The 14,916-nt window shown below is 71.4% G+C and carries 15 protein-coding genes and 1 pseudogene; 8 read left to right on the top strand and 8 right to left on the bottom strand.

The genetic code is table 11. The features are described 5' to 3' along the window. Window positions 1-200: 200 nt before the first annotated feature. Window positions 201-653, bottom strand: coding sequence for a hypothetical protein (locus OG972_RS07785; protein ID WP_266979512.1), 453 nt, complete (start codon window positions 651-653; stop codon window positions 201-203). A 113-nt stretch (window positions 654-766) separates the two neighbouring features. On the opposite strand from OG972_RS07785, the gene OG972_RS07780 reads away from it, so the two are divergent. After that, window positions 767-1,495, top strand: a complete 729-nt coding sequence (locus OG972_RS07780; protein ID WP_266979511.1) for a hypothetical protein — start codon at window positions 767-769, stop codon at window positions 1,493-1,495. A gap of 59 nt (window positions 1,496-1,554) precedes the next feature. Here the strand turns inward: OG972_RS07780 and OG972_RS07775 are convergent, their stop codons facing one another. Then, window positions 1,555-1,908, bottom strand: coding sequence for a DUF6204 family protein (locus OG972_RS07775; protein WP_266979509.1), 354 nt, complete (start codon window positions 1,906-1,908; stop codon window positions 1,555-1,557). Window positions 1,909-2,039: 131 nt separating this feature from the next. Between OG972_RS07775 and OG972_RS07770 the strand changes: the two are divergent. From OG972_RS07770 to OG972_RS07760, 3 genes and pseudogenes are all read left to right on the top strand, one after another. Then, a pseudogene (locus OG972_RS07770) lies at window positions 2,040-2,318 on the top strand (arginase family protein); the annotation flags it as partial. Between the two features lie 96 nt (window positions 2,319-2,414). After that, a complete protein-coding gene (locus tag OG972_RS07765; protein WP_266979507.1) occupies window positions 2,415-4,385 on the top strand; it encodes a DUF5107 domain-containing protein in 1,971 nt (656 codons plus the stop codon). Between the two features lie 28 nt (window positions 4,386-4,413). Beyond that, the gene (locus tag OG972_RS07760; protein WP_266979505.1) at window positions 4,414-4,620 is read left to right on the top strand and encodes a hypothetical protein; all 207 of its coding nucleotides are present in this window, start codon (window positions 4,414-4,416) and stop codon (window positions 4,618-4,620) included. Window positions 4,621-4,647: 27 nt separating this feature from the next. Here the strand turns inward: OG972_RS07760 and OG972_RS07755 are convergent, their stop codons facing one another. The 3 genes from OG972_RS07755 to OG972_RS07745 form a co-directional block, all read right to left on the bottom strand. Beyond that, entirely contained in the window at window positions 4,648-5,001 is a 354-nt protein-coding gene (locus OG972_RS07755; protein WP_266979504.1) for a VOC family protein, read from the bottom strand. Window positions 5,002-5,066: 65 nt separating this feature from the next. Continuing rightward, complete coding sequence (locus OG972_RS07750; protein ID WP_266979503.1) at window positions 5,067-5,876, bottom strand: methyltransferase domain-containing protein; 810 nt, start codon at window positions 5,874-5,876, stop codon at window positions 5,067-5,069. Between the two features lie 114 nt (window positions 5,877-5,990). Next, the gene (locus tag OG972_RS07745; protein WP_266979502.1) at window positions 5,991-7,496 is read right to left on the bottom strand and encodes a bifunctional phosphatase PAP2/diacylglycerol kinase family protein; all 1,506 of its coding nucleotides are present in this window, start codon (window positions 7,494-7,496) and stop codon (window positions 5,991-5,993) included. 81 nt (window positions 7,497-7,577) lie between these two features. Between OG972_RS07745 and OG972_RS07740 the strand changes: the two genes are divergently transcribed. The 3 genes from OG972_RS07740 (at window position 7,578) to OG972_RS07730 (ending at window position 9,943) form a co-directional block, all read left to right on the top strand. Next, the gene (locus OG972_RS07740; RefSeq protein WP_266979501.1) at window positions 7,578-8,168 is read left to right on the top strand and encodes a TIGR03086 family metal-binding protein; all 591 of its coding nucleotides are present in this window, start codon (window positions 7,578-7,580) and stop codon (window positions 8,166-8,168) included. Between the two features lie 150 nt (window positions 8,169-8,318). Beyond that, a complete protein-coding gene (locus OG972_RS07735; RefSeq protein ID WP_266979499.1) occupies window positions 8,319-9,092 on the top strand; it encodes an IclR family transcriptional regulator in 774 nt (257 codons plus the stop codon). Beyond that, complete coding sequence (locus tag OG972_RS07730) at window positions 9,092-9,943, top strand: SMP-30/gluconolactonase/LRE family protein (protein WP_266979497.1); 852 nt, start codon at window positions 9,092-9,094, stop codon at window positions 9,941-9,943. The genes OG972_RS07735 and OG972_RS07730 overlap by 1 nt, the downstream gene beginning before the upstream one ends. A 104-nt stretch (window positions 9,944-10,047) precedes the next feature. On the opposite strand, the gene OG972_RS07725 is transcribed toward OG972_RS07730, so the two are convergent. From OG972_RS07725 to OG972_RS07715, 3 genes are all read right to left on the bottom strand, one after another. Continuing rightward, window positions 10,048-11,007: a hypothetical protein gene (locus OG972_RS07725; RefSeq protein ID WP_266979495.1), complete on the bottom strand. Its 960-nt coding sequence runs from the start codon at window positions 11,005-11,007 to the stop codon at window positions 10,048-10,050. Between the two features lie 79 nt (window positions 11,008-11,086). Continuing rightward, entirely contained in the window at window positions 11,087-12,109 is a 1,023-nt protein-coding gene (locus OG972_RS07720; RefSeq protein WP_266979493.1) for a zinc-binding dehydrogenase, read from the bottom strand. Beyond that, window positions 12,106-13,260, bottom strand: a complete 1,155-nt coding sequence (locus tag OG972_RS07715) for a mandelate racemase/muconate lactonizing enzyme family protein (RefSeq protein WP_266979491.1) — start codon at window positions 13,258-13,260, stop codon at window positions 12,106-12,108. Before OG972_RS07715 ends, OG972_RS07720 begins: the two co-directional genes overlap by 4 nt. Before the next feature lie 296 nt (window positions 13,261-13,556). Here OG972_RS07715 and OG972_RS07710 point away from each other — a divergent pair, with 296 nt between their 5' ends. Continuing rightward, window positions 13,557-14,825, top strand: a complete 1,269-nt coding sequence (locus OG972_RS07710) for an aminotransferase class I/II-fold pyridoxal phosphate-dependent enzyme (protein WP_266979489.1) — start codon at window positions 13,557-13,559, stop codon at window positions 14,823-14,825. The last annotated feature ends 91 nt before the right edge of the window (window positions 14,826-14,916 follow it).

Here is a 14,916-nt window from a genome sequence, read left to right as displayed (position 1 = left end):
GAGGGGCGCCGCCCAAGCGGCGGCGCCCCTCGTCCCGGCCCATGGACACGCCCCGAGGGGAGTGTCCATGGGCCGCACGCCGTCATCCGCGGCGGCCCGCGGAGCGCATCGTCGTCCGGGTCCGGGGCCGGAGCCCTCCTGTGCGAGCTCAGGGCGTCGGCGTGTCGACCATCGACATCGCCTGTCGGACCGGCGATCAGTCAGTCCGCGGTGACCCCCCAGTAGCCGATCTCCGCGGGCCCACCGTCGCGGTAGAGCACGGTGCACCTCCCGCAGCCGCGTCCGGGGAATGCGAGCTGTTCGGACTGCAGGGCGTCGGCCAACTGACTGTAAGTGGGACGGCCGTCCGGCGCCCAGGCACGTATCTGGTCCTCGGTCAGCGGTCGCATCATGGCGAACTCGTCGGAGGTCCCCGCGTCGATGAGCTGGTACAGGTCCAGGACCGTGCCGGTGCCCCCGGTGAAGATGTACTCGTGCCAGTCCTCGTTCTCCCACAGCTCATCGAGGCTCTGGCCCCCGAAGCCATGGTCGTCCTTCTCCAACTCCTGTTCCTGCGCTCTCCGGAACGCTGCCCCCAGTTCCTGCTGGTACGGCCCCGTCTGCACCCACGCGTTACCGCCCACTGCGCGCTGCTCCTCTCTCGCCTTGCTCAACCGAGGCGCAGCGTAGGCGAAAGCACTGACAGCCGAACTGCTCCGAGGCTGACCCCCACGACAGCGGAGTCCGGCCGCCGAGGAATGTCGGAGGCATGAAGTTGACTGGGGCCATGGCTATTTCCGAATTCATCGCCACCGTCTGGAAGATGCTCCACCCCGACTCCTCTCCCGGCCCCCGTTCGCCGGTCGTCCTGGAGGCGCCGAAGGGCACCGGCTTCGCCGAGCTCGTCGAGGCAGTGGGCTGCCGGGCAGGGCAACCCCGGCAACTGATCTCGGGAGGCCTCACCGTGTCGGCGATCACCGAGCGCACCGGGCTGCCGCTCGTCGAGCCCTTCGGGGAGGAACTGCGTGACATGCACGGGTGGCCCTACTGGTCCCACTGGATCGGGTGCGGCCAGGTGCACCGCGCCGGGCAAACCCATTCGGTCGTCGTCGTCGCCGAACGCGTGGACCCGGCCACCGCGGGGATCCCGGACAGTGCCTCGTGGACCGAGAAGTTGCGCCTCCTCACCGGCTGGGAGCCGATACCGCGGCCGGCCGTCGACTGGCCCGCCACCGAGGCCGCCCTGGGCACGCCCCTGCCGAGCGACTACAAGGAGGTCGTGGACCTGTTCGGGCCAGGCAGCTTCGACTGGTATCTCGAACTGCTCGTCCCCGGCGTTCTCGGCATGGATCTCGTCGGCCTGCTCACGGACGTGCGGTTCGGGTTTCCCACCAGTCGCATCGCTGCCCACTGTTTCCTCAGCCAGGCCCCCACAGGCCGTGAGGCACGGCTGATCCCGACCGGCTCCGTGGCGCATGCGCGCGACGATCCGGTGCGCGAGAAGGAAAGCCCATGACAGAGCCGGAAGACGCGAAATTCCGGATCAGAGGCCGTCCGGTGGCTCTCGCCGCGGCGTCACACCGAGCCCGCCGCGCGCCGCCCCTTGTAATTGATCTTCATGGTGTCCATGCCCGTCGCGGTGGACCGCAGTTCGCGGAAGCCGTAGCCGTACTCCTTCAGGGCCGTCTCCGCCCGGTCCTCGGCGATCGCCGAAGCCATCTCCTCGCCGTCCTCGGCGTCCGACACGATCACGTACCGGAAACTGAAGTGCTTGAGCACCGCGTCGTAGGTGAGTGAACCCTCCTCGGTGAACTGCATCGCTGTCAGGCCGTGCTGCTCCACCTCGGCCAGCAGCCGGGCGCGCGCCTCGTCCGTGAGGCCGTCAAAGGTGCCGCGCACGATCACTCGATAGGTGTGCTGGGTGCTCATCGTGTCCTGCCGCCTTCATTGCACAAGTCGTTGAGGATCAAGGTTACGACGGCGAGGATGAGCGGCATGCGGAATATTGTCGTCGTCGACGCCCCGTCCGATCTCGGGCTGCATGGGGTGCGGCCGACACTGCCGCCGCCACCGTACGGAGCCTGGAACACCAGGTGTTGGACGGCTTCTGGGTGCACCTCGATGCCGATGTGCTCGACCCGGCCGTGATGCCCGCCGTCGACAGCCCCGACGACGGCGGACTGCTTCCCGAGGAGCTCGGCCCGCTGCTGCGTGTCCTCGTCCGCTCGCCGCGCCGCGTCGGCCTCGACGTCACGGTGTACGACCCCGATCTCGACCCCGACGGCACCGCCGGAGCGCTGCTCACCGACCTGCTGGTGGCGGCTTTTGCCGAAGTCTGACGGCTGCGCCCCTGGTCGGGGCGGCTTCCAGCGTGTTCCATGGTCATCGGGGGGCGCCCGGACCTGCGGCGGCCCGCGCGAGGGAGCGAGGTTGCCTTGGCCACGACCGTACGACGTGCCGTACTGACTCTGCCCGCCGCACCGCTGGGCCCGGAGAACCCGCTGCCGGCGCTGCGGCCGCTCGACGAGATGCATGTCGTCGACGACCAGGCCCGGGCAGGACTGCCGCGTGACATGGCACGGCAGATCGGCTACGAGCCGCTGGGCACCGTCCTGCCGGTGCGCATCCTCGACGGGTACGGGCGCGAGCGCACGCCCACCGGCCTGGACGCGATCATCATCGAGAACGACCGGCTGCGGGCCACCGTCCTGCCGGGGCTCGGTGGCCGGATCCACTCCCTCCACCACAAGCCGACCGGCCGCGAACTGCTCTACACCAACCCTGTCCTGCAGCCCGCCGACTTCGCGCTCAACGGCGCCTGGTTCTCCGGCGGCATCGAGTGGAACATCGGCGCCACGGGTCACACCACGCTGTCCTGCGCCCCGGTGCATGCCGCCCGTGTCCCTGCCCCCGACGGCGGTGAGATGGTCCGGCTCTGGGAGTGGGAGCGGTTGCGCGACCTCCCCTTCCAGGTGGACCTGTGGCTGCCGGCGGACTCCGACTTCCTCCACGTCGGCGTACGGATACGCAACCCGCACGAGCACACCGCGCCCGTCTACTGGTGGTCCAACATCGCCGTCCCGGAAGGCGAACGCACCCGGGTCCTGGCCCCTGCGGACGAGGCCTGGCACTTCGGTTACGAACGGACACTGACCCGGGTCCCCGTCCCGGAGACCGGTTCCGTCGACCGTACGTACCCGCTGCTCAGCGACTTCCCCGCCGACTACTTCTACGAAGTGCCCGACGGCGCCCGTCGCTGGATCGCCTCCCTCGACGCCGAGGGCCGGGGCCTCGTGCAGACCTCCACCGACCTGCTGCGGGGCCGCAAGCTCTTCGTCTGGGGCAACGGGCCCGGCGGACGCCGCTGGCAGCAGTGGCTCACCGAACCCGGCACCGTCGGCTACGCGGAGATCCAGGCCGGACTGGCCCGCACCCAGCTGGAGCACATCCCGCTCGAACCCGGCGCCGAGTTCAGCTGGCTGGAGTCCTACGGTCCGCTGTCCGCGGACCCCGGGGTCGTGCACGGCGACGACTGGACCGCGGCCCGCGCCGAGACCGAACAACGGCTGGCCGAGGCGCTGCCGCGGGCCGACGTCGATGCCGCGTACGCGTCCTGGCGCCCGTATGCCGACACAGAGCCGGGCGAGTCCCTCGCCACCGGTTCCGGCTGGGGCGCCCTCGAAGTCCGGCGCGCCGGATACAAGCTCCCCGGCACGCCGTTCGCCGAGTCCACCCTGGGCGAACAGCAGGCGCCCTGGCTGCACCTGCTCGACCGGGGCGGCTTCCCCGAACCGCGCCGCGTGGCGCCGCCAGGAGCGTCGCTGGTCTCCGCGCACTGGCGCGACATGCTGGAGACGGCGGCCGCCGAACCCCTCACCGAGTACCACCTCGGCATCGCCCAGTGGCACGCCGGCGACCGCGCCCAGGCGGTCCGCAGCTGGGAACGCGGTCTCGCCCTCGCTCCGTCCCGCTGGCCGCTGCTGCGCTGCCTGGCCGTCGCCGCCCAGGAGGGCGGCCAGCGCGACCGGGTCGCCGACCTCTACAGCGAGGCGTTCGACGACCTGTGTGCGGAGCGCCGGGACGACGGCGATGCCTGGACGGCAGCCACCATCGCTCTCGGCCGCGAGGCGATCGAGGCGCTGCTGTCGGCCGGGCGGACCGAGGACGCCCGGACGGTCTGGACCGGGCTGAGCCCGGCGATCCAGCAGCGCGGCCGGTTCCGCCTGCTGGAGGCCCGACTTCTGCTGGCCGAGGGAGATCGCGCTGCCGCCCGTGCCGTCTTCGACGAGGGCTTCGAGGTCGCGGACCTGCGGGAGGGGGCGGAGATCCTGGACGAGGTATGGTCCGCGCTCACCGACGATCCACTGCCCGATGCGTACAACTACCGGATGCGCCCGAAGAGTTGACCGGCCACGTCGAGGAGAGGAGCGGCGCGTGATCGTCTGGGCGAACGGGGCGTTCGGCAGCGGCAAGACCACACTGGTGGCCGAGCTGCACCGGCGGTGGCCCGAGGCGCAGATCACGCAGTGCGTGGCCGCGGTCGACACGCTGCGGTCCGGGACGGTGCTCCTGGACGGCGAGCGGCCCACGCGCGAACTGGCGGACGAGGTGCTGACGCACGTGGGCACGGAGTCGCAGTAGGGGGTGCCGTGACCGGAACCTGCCGGGTCAGACGGGCAGGTTCCGGTCGACGTACTCGAAGACCGAGCCGTCCGGGTGGACGGCGATCAGATTCCGGCCGACCGGCGTCGGCACCGGGCCCGCGACGATCCGGGCGCCGACCCGGACGAGGGACTCGTGGGCTTCGTCGACATTCTTCACCGCGATCGTCGCCGTCACCTTGCGCAGGATCTCAAGCTCTGACTCGGGGCCGCTCATCAGCAGAAAGCAGCTGATCGCGGCGACCGAGACCCCGCCGCGCTCGAAGCGCAGCGCCGAACTGGCCGTGAGGTCCTCGTAGAAGGCCACCGCGGCCTCCAGGTCATCGACGCAGATACGCAGCGTGGTTCCCAGAATTTCCATGCGAAACAGGGTAGTTGGCGGGTCGGACCCAAGTGATCGATTCCACCCGCCGGTCCTCGGCGGTGTCAGGCGCGGCAGAGCACCTCGCCGTGCGGGACCATGAACCATGCGTCGTCCTGCTCGCCCCAGGCGCGCCAGGCCGCCGCGATGTCGGTCAGCTGCTCGGTGGTGGCGTGGCCGCCGTCCACGGCCAGCTTCGCGTACACCGAGCCGACCGTGCGGTCCGCCCACAGGTCGCTCCACCAGGCGCGGTTCTCCGGTGTGGCGTAACACCACGTGGCGGCGGACGGGGTGATGTCGGTGAAGCCGGCCTGCCGGGCCCAGGAGAGCAGTCGCCGGCCCGCGTCCGGCTCGCCGCCGTTGGCGCGGGCCACCCGCCCGTACAGCTCCTGCCACGCGTCCATGACGGGCGATTCGGGATACCAGGTCATCGCCGCGTAGTCGCTGTCGCGGGCCGCGACGATGCCGCCGGGACGGCAGACCCGCCGCATCTCGCGCAGTGCCTGCACCGGGTCGCCCACGTGCTGCAGCACCTGGTGGGCGTGCACGACATCGAAGGAGTCGTCGGGGAAGTCCAGGGCGTGCACATCGGCGGTGGTGAACTCGACGTTGTCCAGGCCGCGTTCGGCGGCGACCTCGGCGGCCTGGTCCAGGATCCCGGGGGCGGTGTCGACGGCGGTCACCCTGCCGGGGGCGACCAGTGCCGCCAGGTCCGCGGTGATGGTGCCGGGACCGCAGCCGACATCCAGCACCGCCATGCCGGGCCGGAGTTCGCCGATCAGATAGGCCGCGGAGTTGGCGGCAGTGCGCCAGCGGTGCGAGCGCAGCACCGATTCGTGGTGGCCGTGGGTGTAGACGGCGGTCTCCTTCGGCATGGCTGTGCGTCCTCTCTCGGAGCGTGATGCGAACCGCTGAGCGATGCGCCAACCGTACGCTGAGATGTCGGATGGTGAGACAAGCATCTTGATATATGGACCCATGTCGCGGGCTCACGTAGGCATCGGGCAGTAGACGGTCAGCGCCTCAGGCAGTTTGTCGATCACCAACTCCATTTGGCTGTGCGCCACTTCGCCGTCGTATGCATAAGGCGTTCCCGGGGTCAGGCCGGCGATCCGGACCTTTCGAAGTCGTACCGCCGCATGAATGGGGGAGCGGGTCAAGGGGCCCGCGACCGCAGCCGCGAGGAGACGGAGGCCGGGCGTGCGGCCGCCGTGCACCACCCGGACGTCCAGCAGTCCGTCCGCGAGGTTGTGGCGCCGGCCCGGCGCCGGGCCCACCCGCCGGAACAGGCCGTTTCCCACGAACAGCAGCCACAACGGGCGCCGCTTGCCCTGAAGTTCGGCCTCCAGCGGGCGTTCGCCGCGCAGCACGTGGAGCGCCGCCACGACGCCTGCAGGCCAGCCGCCGATGCGCGACGCCCAGCGCTCGCGGGTCCGTACCAGCTCCGGATAGGCGCCCAGACTGAAAGCGTTGAGGAAATAGCCGGGTGCGCCGCCCGGCCCGTCCGGGCCCGGACGGAAGCGGCCCAGGTCCACCCGTACCGCATCGCCCGCGACCAGTGCGGCGCACACGTCGTCCACCGTCTCGATGCCCAGGTCGTAGGCGAAGTGGTTGAGGGTCCCGCCGGGGAACACCGCGAGCGGCACACCGTGTGCGGCGGCGACCGAAGCGGCGCTGTTGACCGTGCCGTCGCCCCCGCAGATCCCGAGCGCACGGCCCTGTCCGGCTGCCTTCTCCAGCTCGTCGGAGAGCTCGCCGGGCGCGCACTCCACCACCTCGGCGAGCGGCAGCGCGTCCCGCACCAGCGAGGCCGTGGCCGTCGCCGAGCCGGACTCCTGATTGGCGACGACCACCAGGCCCCGGCCGCCCGGCAGGGCCGGCGCGTGGGCGGGCGGTCTGCCCGGCGCGGGCAGCTGCCCACGCGTCGGCACGACACCGCGCAGCGCGAACGCGGCTCCTATGCCGAGCGCGGCACCGGCCAGCACATCACTCGGATAGTGGACCCCCGTATAGACGCGGGAGGCGGCGACGGCCAGTGCGAGCGGGGCGACCGCCGCGCCCCAGCCCTTCGATTCGAGGGCGACGCCCGTCGCGAAAGCCGCCGCCGACGCGGCATGCCCGGACGGGAAGGAGGTGGTGAACGGCTGGCGGGTGAGCCGACGTATCACCGGAACGGCGTCCAGTACCGGCCGTTCCCGGCGCACCACGCCTTTCCCCACGGTGTTGATCGCGGCCGAGGCCACGGCCAGCGAGGCCACCCCGCGGAGCGCGGCGCGCCGGGCCCGGGCGCTGCTGCCGAAGGCCGCCATGCCCGCCGCGGCGCCGAACCACAGCAGCCCGTGATCGGCGCTGCGGCTGAGTCGTGGCAGCACGGGGCCGGCGCCCGGCCAGTGCCGGCCGGCGACGCTCCGGAAGACGGCGAGATCGCGCCGGTGCAGCCAGGTGCGGAGTCCAGTGGGGGAGGGGGCGGAGGATGCGCTGCTCGGTGACGACATGGGAGTGCGGATACCCCTTTCGGCAGGGTCGAAGCAGCAGGCGCGCTCGCGCGCGGCTCTCCGGACGGAGACAGTGGTCCCATGGCATCTCGCTCCTCTTCCGACCGCGACCTGCTCGACCGCCACGCCGAGGCGCTCCAGCTCTTCACCGACCGGGTGCACGCCGTGCGCGACGACCAGTGGTCCGCGCCGACGCCGTGCACCGAGTGGTCCGTCCGCGACCTGGTCGCCCATCTCACGTCCGAGCAGCTGTGGGTTCCGCCGCTGGTCACGGAAGGGCTTACGGTCGCCGAGGTCGGTGACGCCTACGACGGTGATGTGCTGGGCGACGACCCCGTTGCCGTCTGGGACCGTGCGGCGGCAGGGGCGCGCGAGGCCTTCGCGGCACCGGGGGCGTTCGGTCGGACCGTGAACCTGTCGTACGGGGACACCGCCGCCGACGCGTACTGTGCGCAGATGGTGAGCGACGCGGTGGTGCACTCCTGGGACCTGGCCCGGGCGATCGGGGCGGACGAGGGGCTGCCGGAGGATCTGGTCGCGTTCACGCGGCGCGAGGTCGCACCGTATGCGAAGGGGCTTTCGCATACCGGTCTGTTCGCCCCGGCCGTCGGGACCGAGGAGGACGCCGACCCGCAGACCCAGTTGCTCGCGCTCCTCGGACGACGGGTGTGACAAAAAGGCGGTAAACGGGTCATATCGGCGTACCGGCAGGGTATCGGACCGGGTCGGCGGCATTGCCGTGGCAAGTGTGCTGCGATTAGCCTGTGTTCGCGATTCCGATCACTGGTCGGAGTGTCGAACATGAGAGGTGGGTGCACGACCATGGGGCGACTCGTCCCTGCGGTGACGCGGGCCCTGGACGTACTCGAACTCTTCCTCCACGGGGACGGAACACTCTCCGCGCCCGAGGTCACCCGCAGGCTCCAGCTGCCGCGCACCACCGTCCACGAACTGCTCACCACCCTCGCCGCCCGCTCCTACCTGGTGGCGGTCCCGGAGCAGCCCGGCCGTTACCGCCTCGGCGTCCGTACCTACCAGCTCGGCAGCCGGTACGCCGAGCAGCTCGACCTCGCCGCCGAGGGGCAGCAGGTGGCCCGGGAGGTCGCCGAGACGTGCGGCGAGACGGTCCATGTGGCGATCCTGGAGGACGCCGACGTCATCTATATCGCCAAGGTGGACTCCACCCATGCGGTCCGGATGGTTTCCGCGGCCGGACGCAGGCTGCCCGCCCACTGCACCTCCGTCGGCAAGATGTTGCTCGCCGCGCTGCCCGACCGGGAGCTCGACGCCCGGCTCGACGGCCGCGAACTGACCGGAATGACTCCCAACAGCATCACGGATCCTGCCGAGCTGCGGACCGTCCTCGCAGCTGTCCGGGAGCGGGGCATCGCGGTGGAACACCGTGAGTCCAACCCTGATGTGAGCTGTGTGGCAGCTCCGGTGCGGGACCGGTCGGGTCGGGTCGTCGCCGCGCTGTCCATCTCCGTGCCGATGATCCGCTGGACCGAGCAGCGCGAGGAGGAGTTGGCGGTCCTCGCGGCCGACGGCGCCGATGCCCTCTCCGGTCGGCTCGGGCACCACGCGAGAGGGAAGTGATGCGCGGCCCGCGCCCCGAGGTGGCGGTGCGCGAGCACGCCGAGCTCGGTGAGGGCCCCACCTGGGATCCGGCCACCGGGCGACTGATCTGGGTCGACATCCTCTCGGCCCGCGTCCACACCTACGACCCGGTGAGCGGCCGCCGTACGGTCATGGCCACCGAACAGCACGTCGGAGCGGCGAAGCCGCGGGCCGGCGGCGGTCTTGTGGTCAATCTGCGCGACGGCATCGGCCTGTACGACCCCGACGGTTCGTTCCGCTGGCTGGTCCACGACCCCGAGCCCGGACGGCGAGGCAACGACGCCGCTGTCGCGCCCGACGGCGCGCTGTGGGCGGGCACCATGCGCTACAACGAAGCGGAGACCGGCGGCAGCCTCACCCGCGTCTCGCCCGACGGCACGGTCACTCCGGTGCTGCCTGTGGTGACGTGCAGCAACGGCACCGGATGGAGCCCCGACGGGCGGCTCATGTACTACATCGACACCCCGACGGGCCGGATCGACGTCTTCGACTTCGACGGTGAACACGCCGTGAACCGGCGGACGTTCGCCACCGTCGAGGGGGGAGCGGGCTTCCCGGACGGGCTGACGGTCGATGCCGAGGGAGGCGTCTGGGTCGCCCTCTGGGACGGCGCAGCGCTGCGCCGCTACACGGCGGACGGCGCACTGGACCGGACCGTCGAACTGCCGGTACGGCGCCCGACCGCCTGCGCGTTCGGCGGTGCTGACCTGCGCGACCTGTACATCTCCACGGCCAGGACGGGGATCGACTCCCCGCATCCGCTGTCCGGTTCGCTGCTGGTGCTGCCGGATGTGGGACAGGGAATCCCCGGGACTGCCTTCGCGGGCTGAAGCGGAGGGGGCGATCTCCGAAGGAATCGCCCCGTCCCGGGCTACTGGTGCCCCTCCTGGCGAGCTTTGCCGACCTCGTGGGGCAAACACGGCCGGTCGCGGCACTAACCCGCGAAACGGCGCAGTGCTCCCGGCAGCCGGGAGCCGAGCGGGGACATGTTCCCGCCGGCGCCGTGCCGGGCCAGCAGATCGAGGGCCAGCCGCCCCCGGCGCACCCGCTCGCGGGCCGTGTTCAGGGCGGCGTCGCGCAGCTGTGCACCGTACGGATAGATACCGGGCGCCCTGGACAGGCCGAACTTGAGATAGATCGGCGCGCCGCGACGGATCAACTCCGCCGCCTCGTACATCCGCACATAGCCGCCCAGGTCGTCCGGCGCCTCGATGTACAGGTCCATCGGAGCGCCCGACACCCGCCGGATCTCGGTGAGATGAGCAAGTGTCAGATCGGACGGGATATTGATCGAGTCGGCGCCGAGCTGTTCATGGACCGCGTACGAGGCGGGGTTCGCCGGGCCGATGAGCGCCGACACCTTGAGGGTCGTATCGGCGGGCAGCACGCCCCGTACTCGTAGCCTGTGCAGCGTCCAGAGCACCCCTTCGTCCGCGACGAGCAGACACTTGACGCCCAACTCCGATGCCCGCAGGGCGTCTTCGACACATCCGGACAGTGCGTCATGTCCGCGGGCGCGCAGCCCCGCTCCGCCCGAGTCGGTACGCGTGGAGGCGCCGGTGTCCCAGCTGCCGCGTGGCCCGGTGAAGAGACAGAGTTCGATGTCGCGTTCCGCGCAGCCCTCCACCATCTCGGTGATCTCGGCGTCGCTCAGCATCCAGATGCCGCTGCCCTGGCTGATCCGGTGGACCGGCACATCGAGCCGCGAGGACTCCTTCAGGACGACGGCGAGCGCCTCGGGACCCTCGACGGACGGGATCTCGGTCCGCCAGGTGCCCCCGTCGGGGAAGGCGTACGAAGAGGTGTCGGCCGGGTCGGCGGCGGGCGCATCCATCCCGAGCGCGGTGAGCGCGGGTTCGCCGGGGCGACGGACGGACGAGTCGGATGAGGTCATGAGTGACCCTTCATGTTCGATATGTCGGACGTGGTTCGAGTTCCGGGGTGCGCGCCAACTGCCGGTCGGTGACGGGGGATTACGGGCGAAGAAGCACCTTGCCCGTCCCGGGATCGCCGCCCCCGACCAGAGCCACGGCTTCCGCGAACCGGTCCAGGGGGAACTCGTGCGTGATCAGCGCCGCCGGATCCAGCAGTCCGGCGGTGAACGCCCGTACCGCATACGACCAGGCCGCCGACGACGCGCCGAACACGCTGCGCACGGTGAGCTGGCTCAGCGACAGATGAACCGGATCGATACCGACGGCTCCCGGCGCGAACATGCCGGTGAGCACCACCCGGCCGCCGCGCCGCGCCAGCAGACAGGCGTCGGCGGCGGTGGGCGGCGCGCCGGCCGTCTCCACGACCAGGTCGTAGCGGCCGTTCACCTCCGTGGCCTCCTCGGGGGTGCGGGCCTCACCTGCCCCGAACGACAGTGCCTGGCCTGCCCGTTCGCTCCGGGGGTCGATCACTGTCAGCTCGCCTGGGGACAGTGCGGACAGCAGCTGCACGGCAAGCAGCCCGAGCGTCCCGGCGCCCACCACGGCGACCCGCTCGCCCGGCTCAGGGGCCCCGGCTCGCACCGCCGCCGCCACCACCGCGGCCGGTTCCAGCAGGGCGGCGGCGCGCAGATCCGCATCGTCGGACAGGGGGTGCAACAGCCGTGCGGGGACCACGACATGGTCGGCGAATGCCCCGGGCCGGGTGAAGCCCGTCTCGTCGTACCCCGATGTGCAGAGCGAGGTTTCGCCGCTCCGGCACCGCTCGCAACTGCCGCAGGACCGGAAGCCCTCGGCGACCGTCCGCCGTCCGAGCAGCGCCGGATCGACGCCCGCACCCAGGGCGTCGACCACGCCCGACCACTCATGGCCGGGCACCACCGGGTAGCGGACATAGCCCGGGTCGCGATGGCCGTCGTACACCTCGCGGTCGCTCATGCAGATCCCGGCCGCGGCGACCTGTACCCGGACCTCGCCGGGGCCGGGCTCCGGAAGGGGGCCGGTGGTCAGGGTGTGCTCGCCGGGCCGTTCGACCGTGATCGCCCGCGAGTGGGTGGAGCTCACTTGGGCTGCCTCTTCTCCCAGCCGTCCGCCCACAGGTCGAACCGGGCCTGCTGCTGGGGGAATTCGGCTGCGGCGTCCACATCGAGCTCAACTCCGAGACCCGGAGCATGGGAGAGCTCGAAGCAGCCGGTTTCGGGGTCGACCTGCGGTGCGCCCTTGACGACCTTCTTGATGTCGGCGTCCGCGAAGTCATTGAAGTGTTCAAGGATTTTGAAGTTGGGTGTGCAGCCCGCCAGTTGGAGGCTGGCCGCGGTCAGTACCGAGCCACCCACATTGTGCGGTGCGATGAGTGTGTAGTGGGTCTCGGCGGTCGCGGCGAGCTTGCGCGTCTCCAGGATGCCGCCGATGTGGCCGAGGTCCGGCTGGATGATGTCGGCCGCCTGCGACTCGAACAGCTCGCGGAACTCGATCCGGTCGTGGATGCGTTCACCGGTCGCGATCGGCAGGTCGACCTTGTCGGCCACCTTGCCGAGCGCCTTGAGGTTCTCGGGCGGCACCGGCTCCTCCAGCCAGGCCGGCCGGAACGGCGCCATCTCGTGTGCGATCCGCACGGCGGTGGACGGGCTGAACCGCCCGTGCATCTCCAGCATCAGTTCGGCGTCGGGGCCGATGGCGTCGCGTACGGCCTCGATCAGCGACACCGCGTACCGGGTCTCCTGCTGCCCCAGTTCGAAATGACCGGTCCCGAACGGGTCGATCTTCAGGGCGCGGTAGCCGCGCTCGACGACTGCCCGAGCCGCCTTGTGGTACGCCTCCGGGGTCCGCTCGGTGGTGTACCAGCCGTTCGCGTACGCCTTGACCCGGTCGGTGACCTTTCCGCCGAGCAGTTGCCAGACCGGGACGCCGAGCGCCTTTCCCTTGATGTCCCAGCAGGCCATCTCGACGACCGCGATGCCGGACATCACGATCTCCCCGGCCCGCCCGTAGTCGCCGTACTTCATCCGGCGTACGAGGTCCTCCACGGCGAAGGGGTCGGAGCCGGCGATGTGGTTGGCCTCCGCCTCGCGCAGATAGCCGACGAGAGCATCGGTACGGCCGAGCATCCTGGTCTCGCCGACGCCGGTGAGACCCTCGTCGGTATGGACCTGGACGTAGGTGAGATTGCGCCAGGGCGTGCCGACGACATGTGTGCTGATTCCGGTGATGCGCACGGGAGTTGCCCCTCGACTTGTTCGATATTTCGTCATGCGTTCGAAATCCTGGCGTGACCGTAATGACGCTGCGGGGCGAGTGTCAATGGGGCCGCAGGGTCCGGGTTCGGTTCCCCGCCGGGGCCGAACTCCTGCTCGGACAGTCCGGCCGCGCCCCCGGGGAGACGCACGGGCGCCTCTGCCGGGCGGGCGGTGTCGCTCAAACCTCCGTATAAAGGGCCCTGGGAGCGAGACGGTACAAGGCAGGGCGAGCCGGAGCCGGACAGGTGACGGAGCGGCAGCGAAGGAGACCCGGGATGGCGCGGGAGCGGACGGAGCGGGCTGGGCCGGGCGGGGATGCCGGGCGTGCCGCGTGGACCCCTCGGGAGGATCGGGGGCCCGTACGCTACGGGCCGCCCGCCCCCGATCCGGGGCTGCCCGTGCTGCCCGAGCTGGCCGGTGTGCTCGCCGCGGCAGCCGGGCGCAGCGCGCCCGAACCGACCGGTGGCGGCGAACCCCTGCGCGAGGCGGCCGCCGCCTACTGGACCCGGCGCGGGCTGCGCGGCGGACCTGAGTACATCGCCGCCGCCCCCGGCGCCTCGCCGCTGCTGCTCGCCCTGATCGCCGCGCACGGAGGTGATGTCCTCACGCCGCGCCCCTGTCCCGCCACCTGGATCCCGCAGGCCCGGCTGCTCGGCAGGCCCGCCTACCATGTGCCGACCCCGGCCGAGTGCGGCGGCGTGCCCGACCCGTACGCACTGCTGGAGACCGTACGAAGGGTGCGTGCCGAAGGCGGCCGGCCCCGGCTGCTGCTGATCTCCGTGGTCGACGACCCGACCGCCACCGTCGCCCCACCGGAGCTCGTCCGTGAGGCGTGCGAGGCAGCGGTCGCCGAGGGGATGCACATCGTGAGCGACGAGACCTGGCGCGACACCCTCCACCGCCCCCACGACACGGTCCTGCTCAGCCCCGCCGAGATGTGCCCCGACGACGTCACGGTCGTCTGCGATCTGGCCGGGGCGCTGACCCCGTCCGCCTGGCCGGTCGCGGTCGCCAGATTCCCGGACACCGAACGGGCGGCGGTGCGGCACGCCAGGACCCTCGACATCCTCACCGCTCTGGGCGCCCTTGTCGCGGGCCCGGTCGCCGCAGCGGCCGCCCACGCGCTGACCGAACCGGAGGCCGTCACGGCCCGGGTCCGCCGGGCTGCCGCCCTGCAGGCGCAGGTCGCCGCCGCGGCCCACCGGGCGGTGCTCGCCTCGGGCGCGCTGGCCCGGCCCCCGCAGGCGGGCCGCCATCTCTACGCCGACCTGGGGCCGCTCCGGGCCCGGCTGGCCACCCGCGGCGTCACGGACTCCCTGGAACTGGAGGAGTACCTCACCGAACGCCTCGGCGCGCCCACTCCCGGCGGCCACCGCTTCGGGGACGAACTGGGCGCGCTGCGGGTGCGGCTGGGCACCGGACCGCTGCTCGGATCAACCCCCGAACAGCAGATGGAGTCCCTCACTGCGGTGGAGCCCCTGAAATTGCCGCATGTCGCCCGAGCGCTGAGCATTTTCGGAACAGCCCTCGACGAACTCCGATGAGGAACCGAACTCCGATGACGTACGCACCGACGTGCCGACGACGCGCCGGCATACGTGAGCACTGACGTACCGACGACGCTTTCCGGGACGG

This window comes from Streptomyces sp. NBC_01669 (assembly GCF_026339735.1).
GTDB lineage: Bacteria > Actinomycetota > Actinomycetes > Streptomycetales > Streptomycetaceae > Streptomyces > Streptomyces yanii.
This window is presented reverse-complemented; position numbering and strand designations above follow the sequence as displayed.

Excerpts from the sequence above, each read along its gene's own strand:
- OG972_RS07780 (WP_266979511.1), top strand. The coding sequence starts at position 767 with ATGGCTATTTCCGAATTCATCGCCACCGTCTGGAAGATGCTCCACCCC.
- OG972_RS07775 (WP_266979509.1), bottom strand. The coding sequence starts at position 1,908 with ATGAGCACCCAGCACACCTATCGAGTGATCGTGCGCGGCACCTTTGAC.
- OG972_RS07755 (WP_266979504.1), bottom strand. The coding sequence starts at position 5,001 with ATGGAAATTCTGGGAACCACGCTGCGTATCTGCGTCGATGACCTGGAG.
- OG972_RS07750 (WP_266979503.1), bottom strand. The coding sequence starts at position 5,876 with ATGCCGAAGGAGACCGCCGTCTACACCCACGGCCACCACGAATCGGTG.
- OG972_RS07745 (WP_266979502.1), bottom strand. The coding sequence starts at position 7,496 with ATGTCGTCACCGAGCAGCGCATCCTCCGCCCCCTCCCCCACTGGACTC.
- OG972_RS07740 (WP_266979501.1), top strand. The coding sequence starts at position 7,578 with ATGGCATCTCGCTCCTCTTCCGACCGCGACCTGCTCGACCGCCACGCC.
- OG972_RS07735 (WP_266979499.1), top strand. The coding sequence starts at position 8,319 with ATGGGGCGACTCGTCCCTGCGGTGACGCGGGCCCTGGACGTACTCGAA.
- OG972_RS07730 (WP_266979497.1), top strand. The coding sequence starts at position 9,092 with ATGCGCGGCCCGCGCCCCGAGGTGGCGGTGCGCGAGCACGCCGAGCTC.
- OG972_RS07725 (WP_266979495.1), bottom strand. The coding sequence starts at position 11,007 with ATGACCTCATCCGACTCGTCCGTCCGTCGCCCCGGCGAACCCGCGCTC.
- OG972_RS07710 (WP_266979489.1), top strand. The coding sequence starts at position 13,557 with ATGGCGCGGGAGCGGACGGAGCGGGCTGGGCCGGGCGGGGATGCCGGG.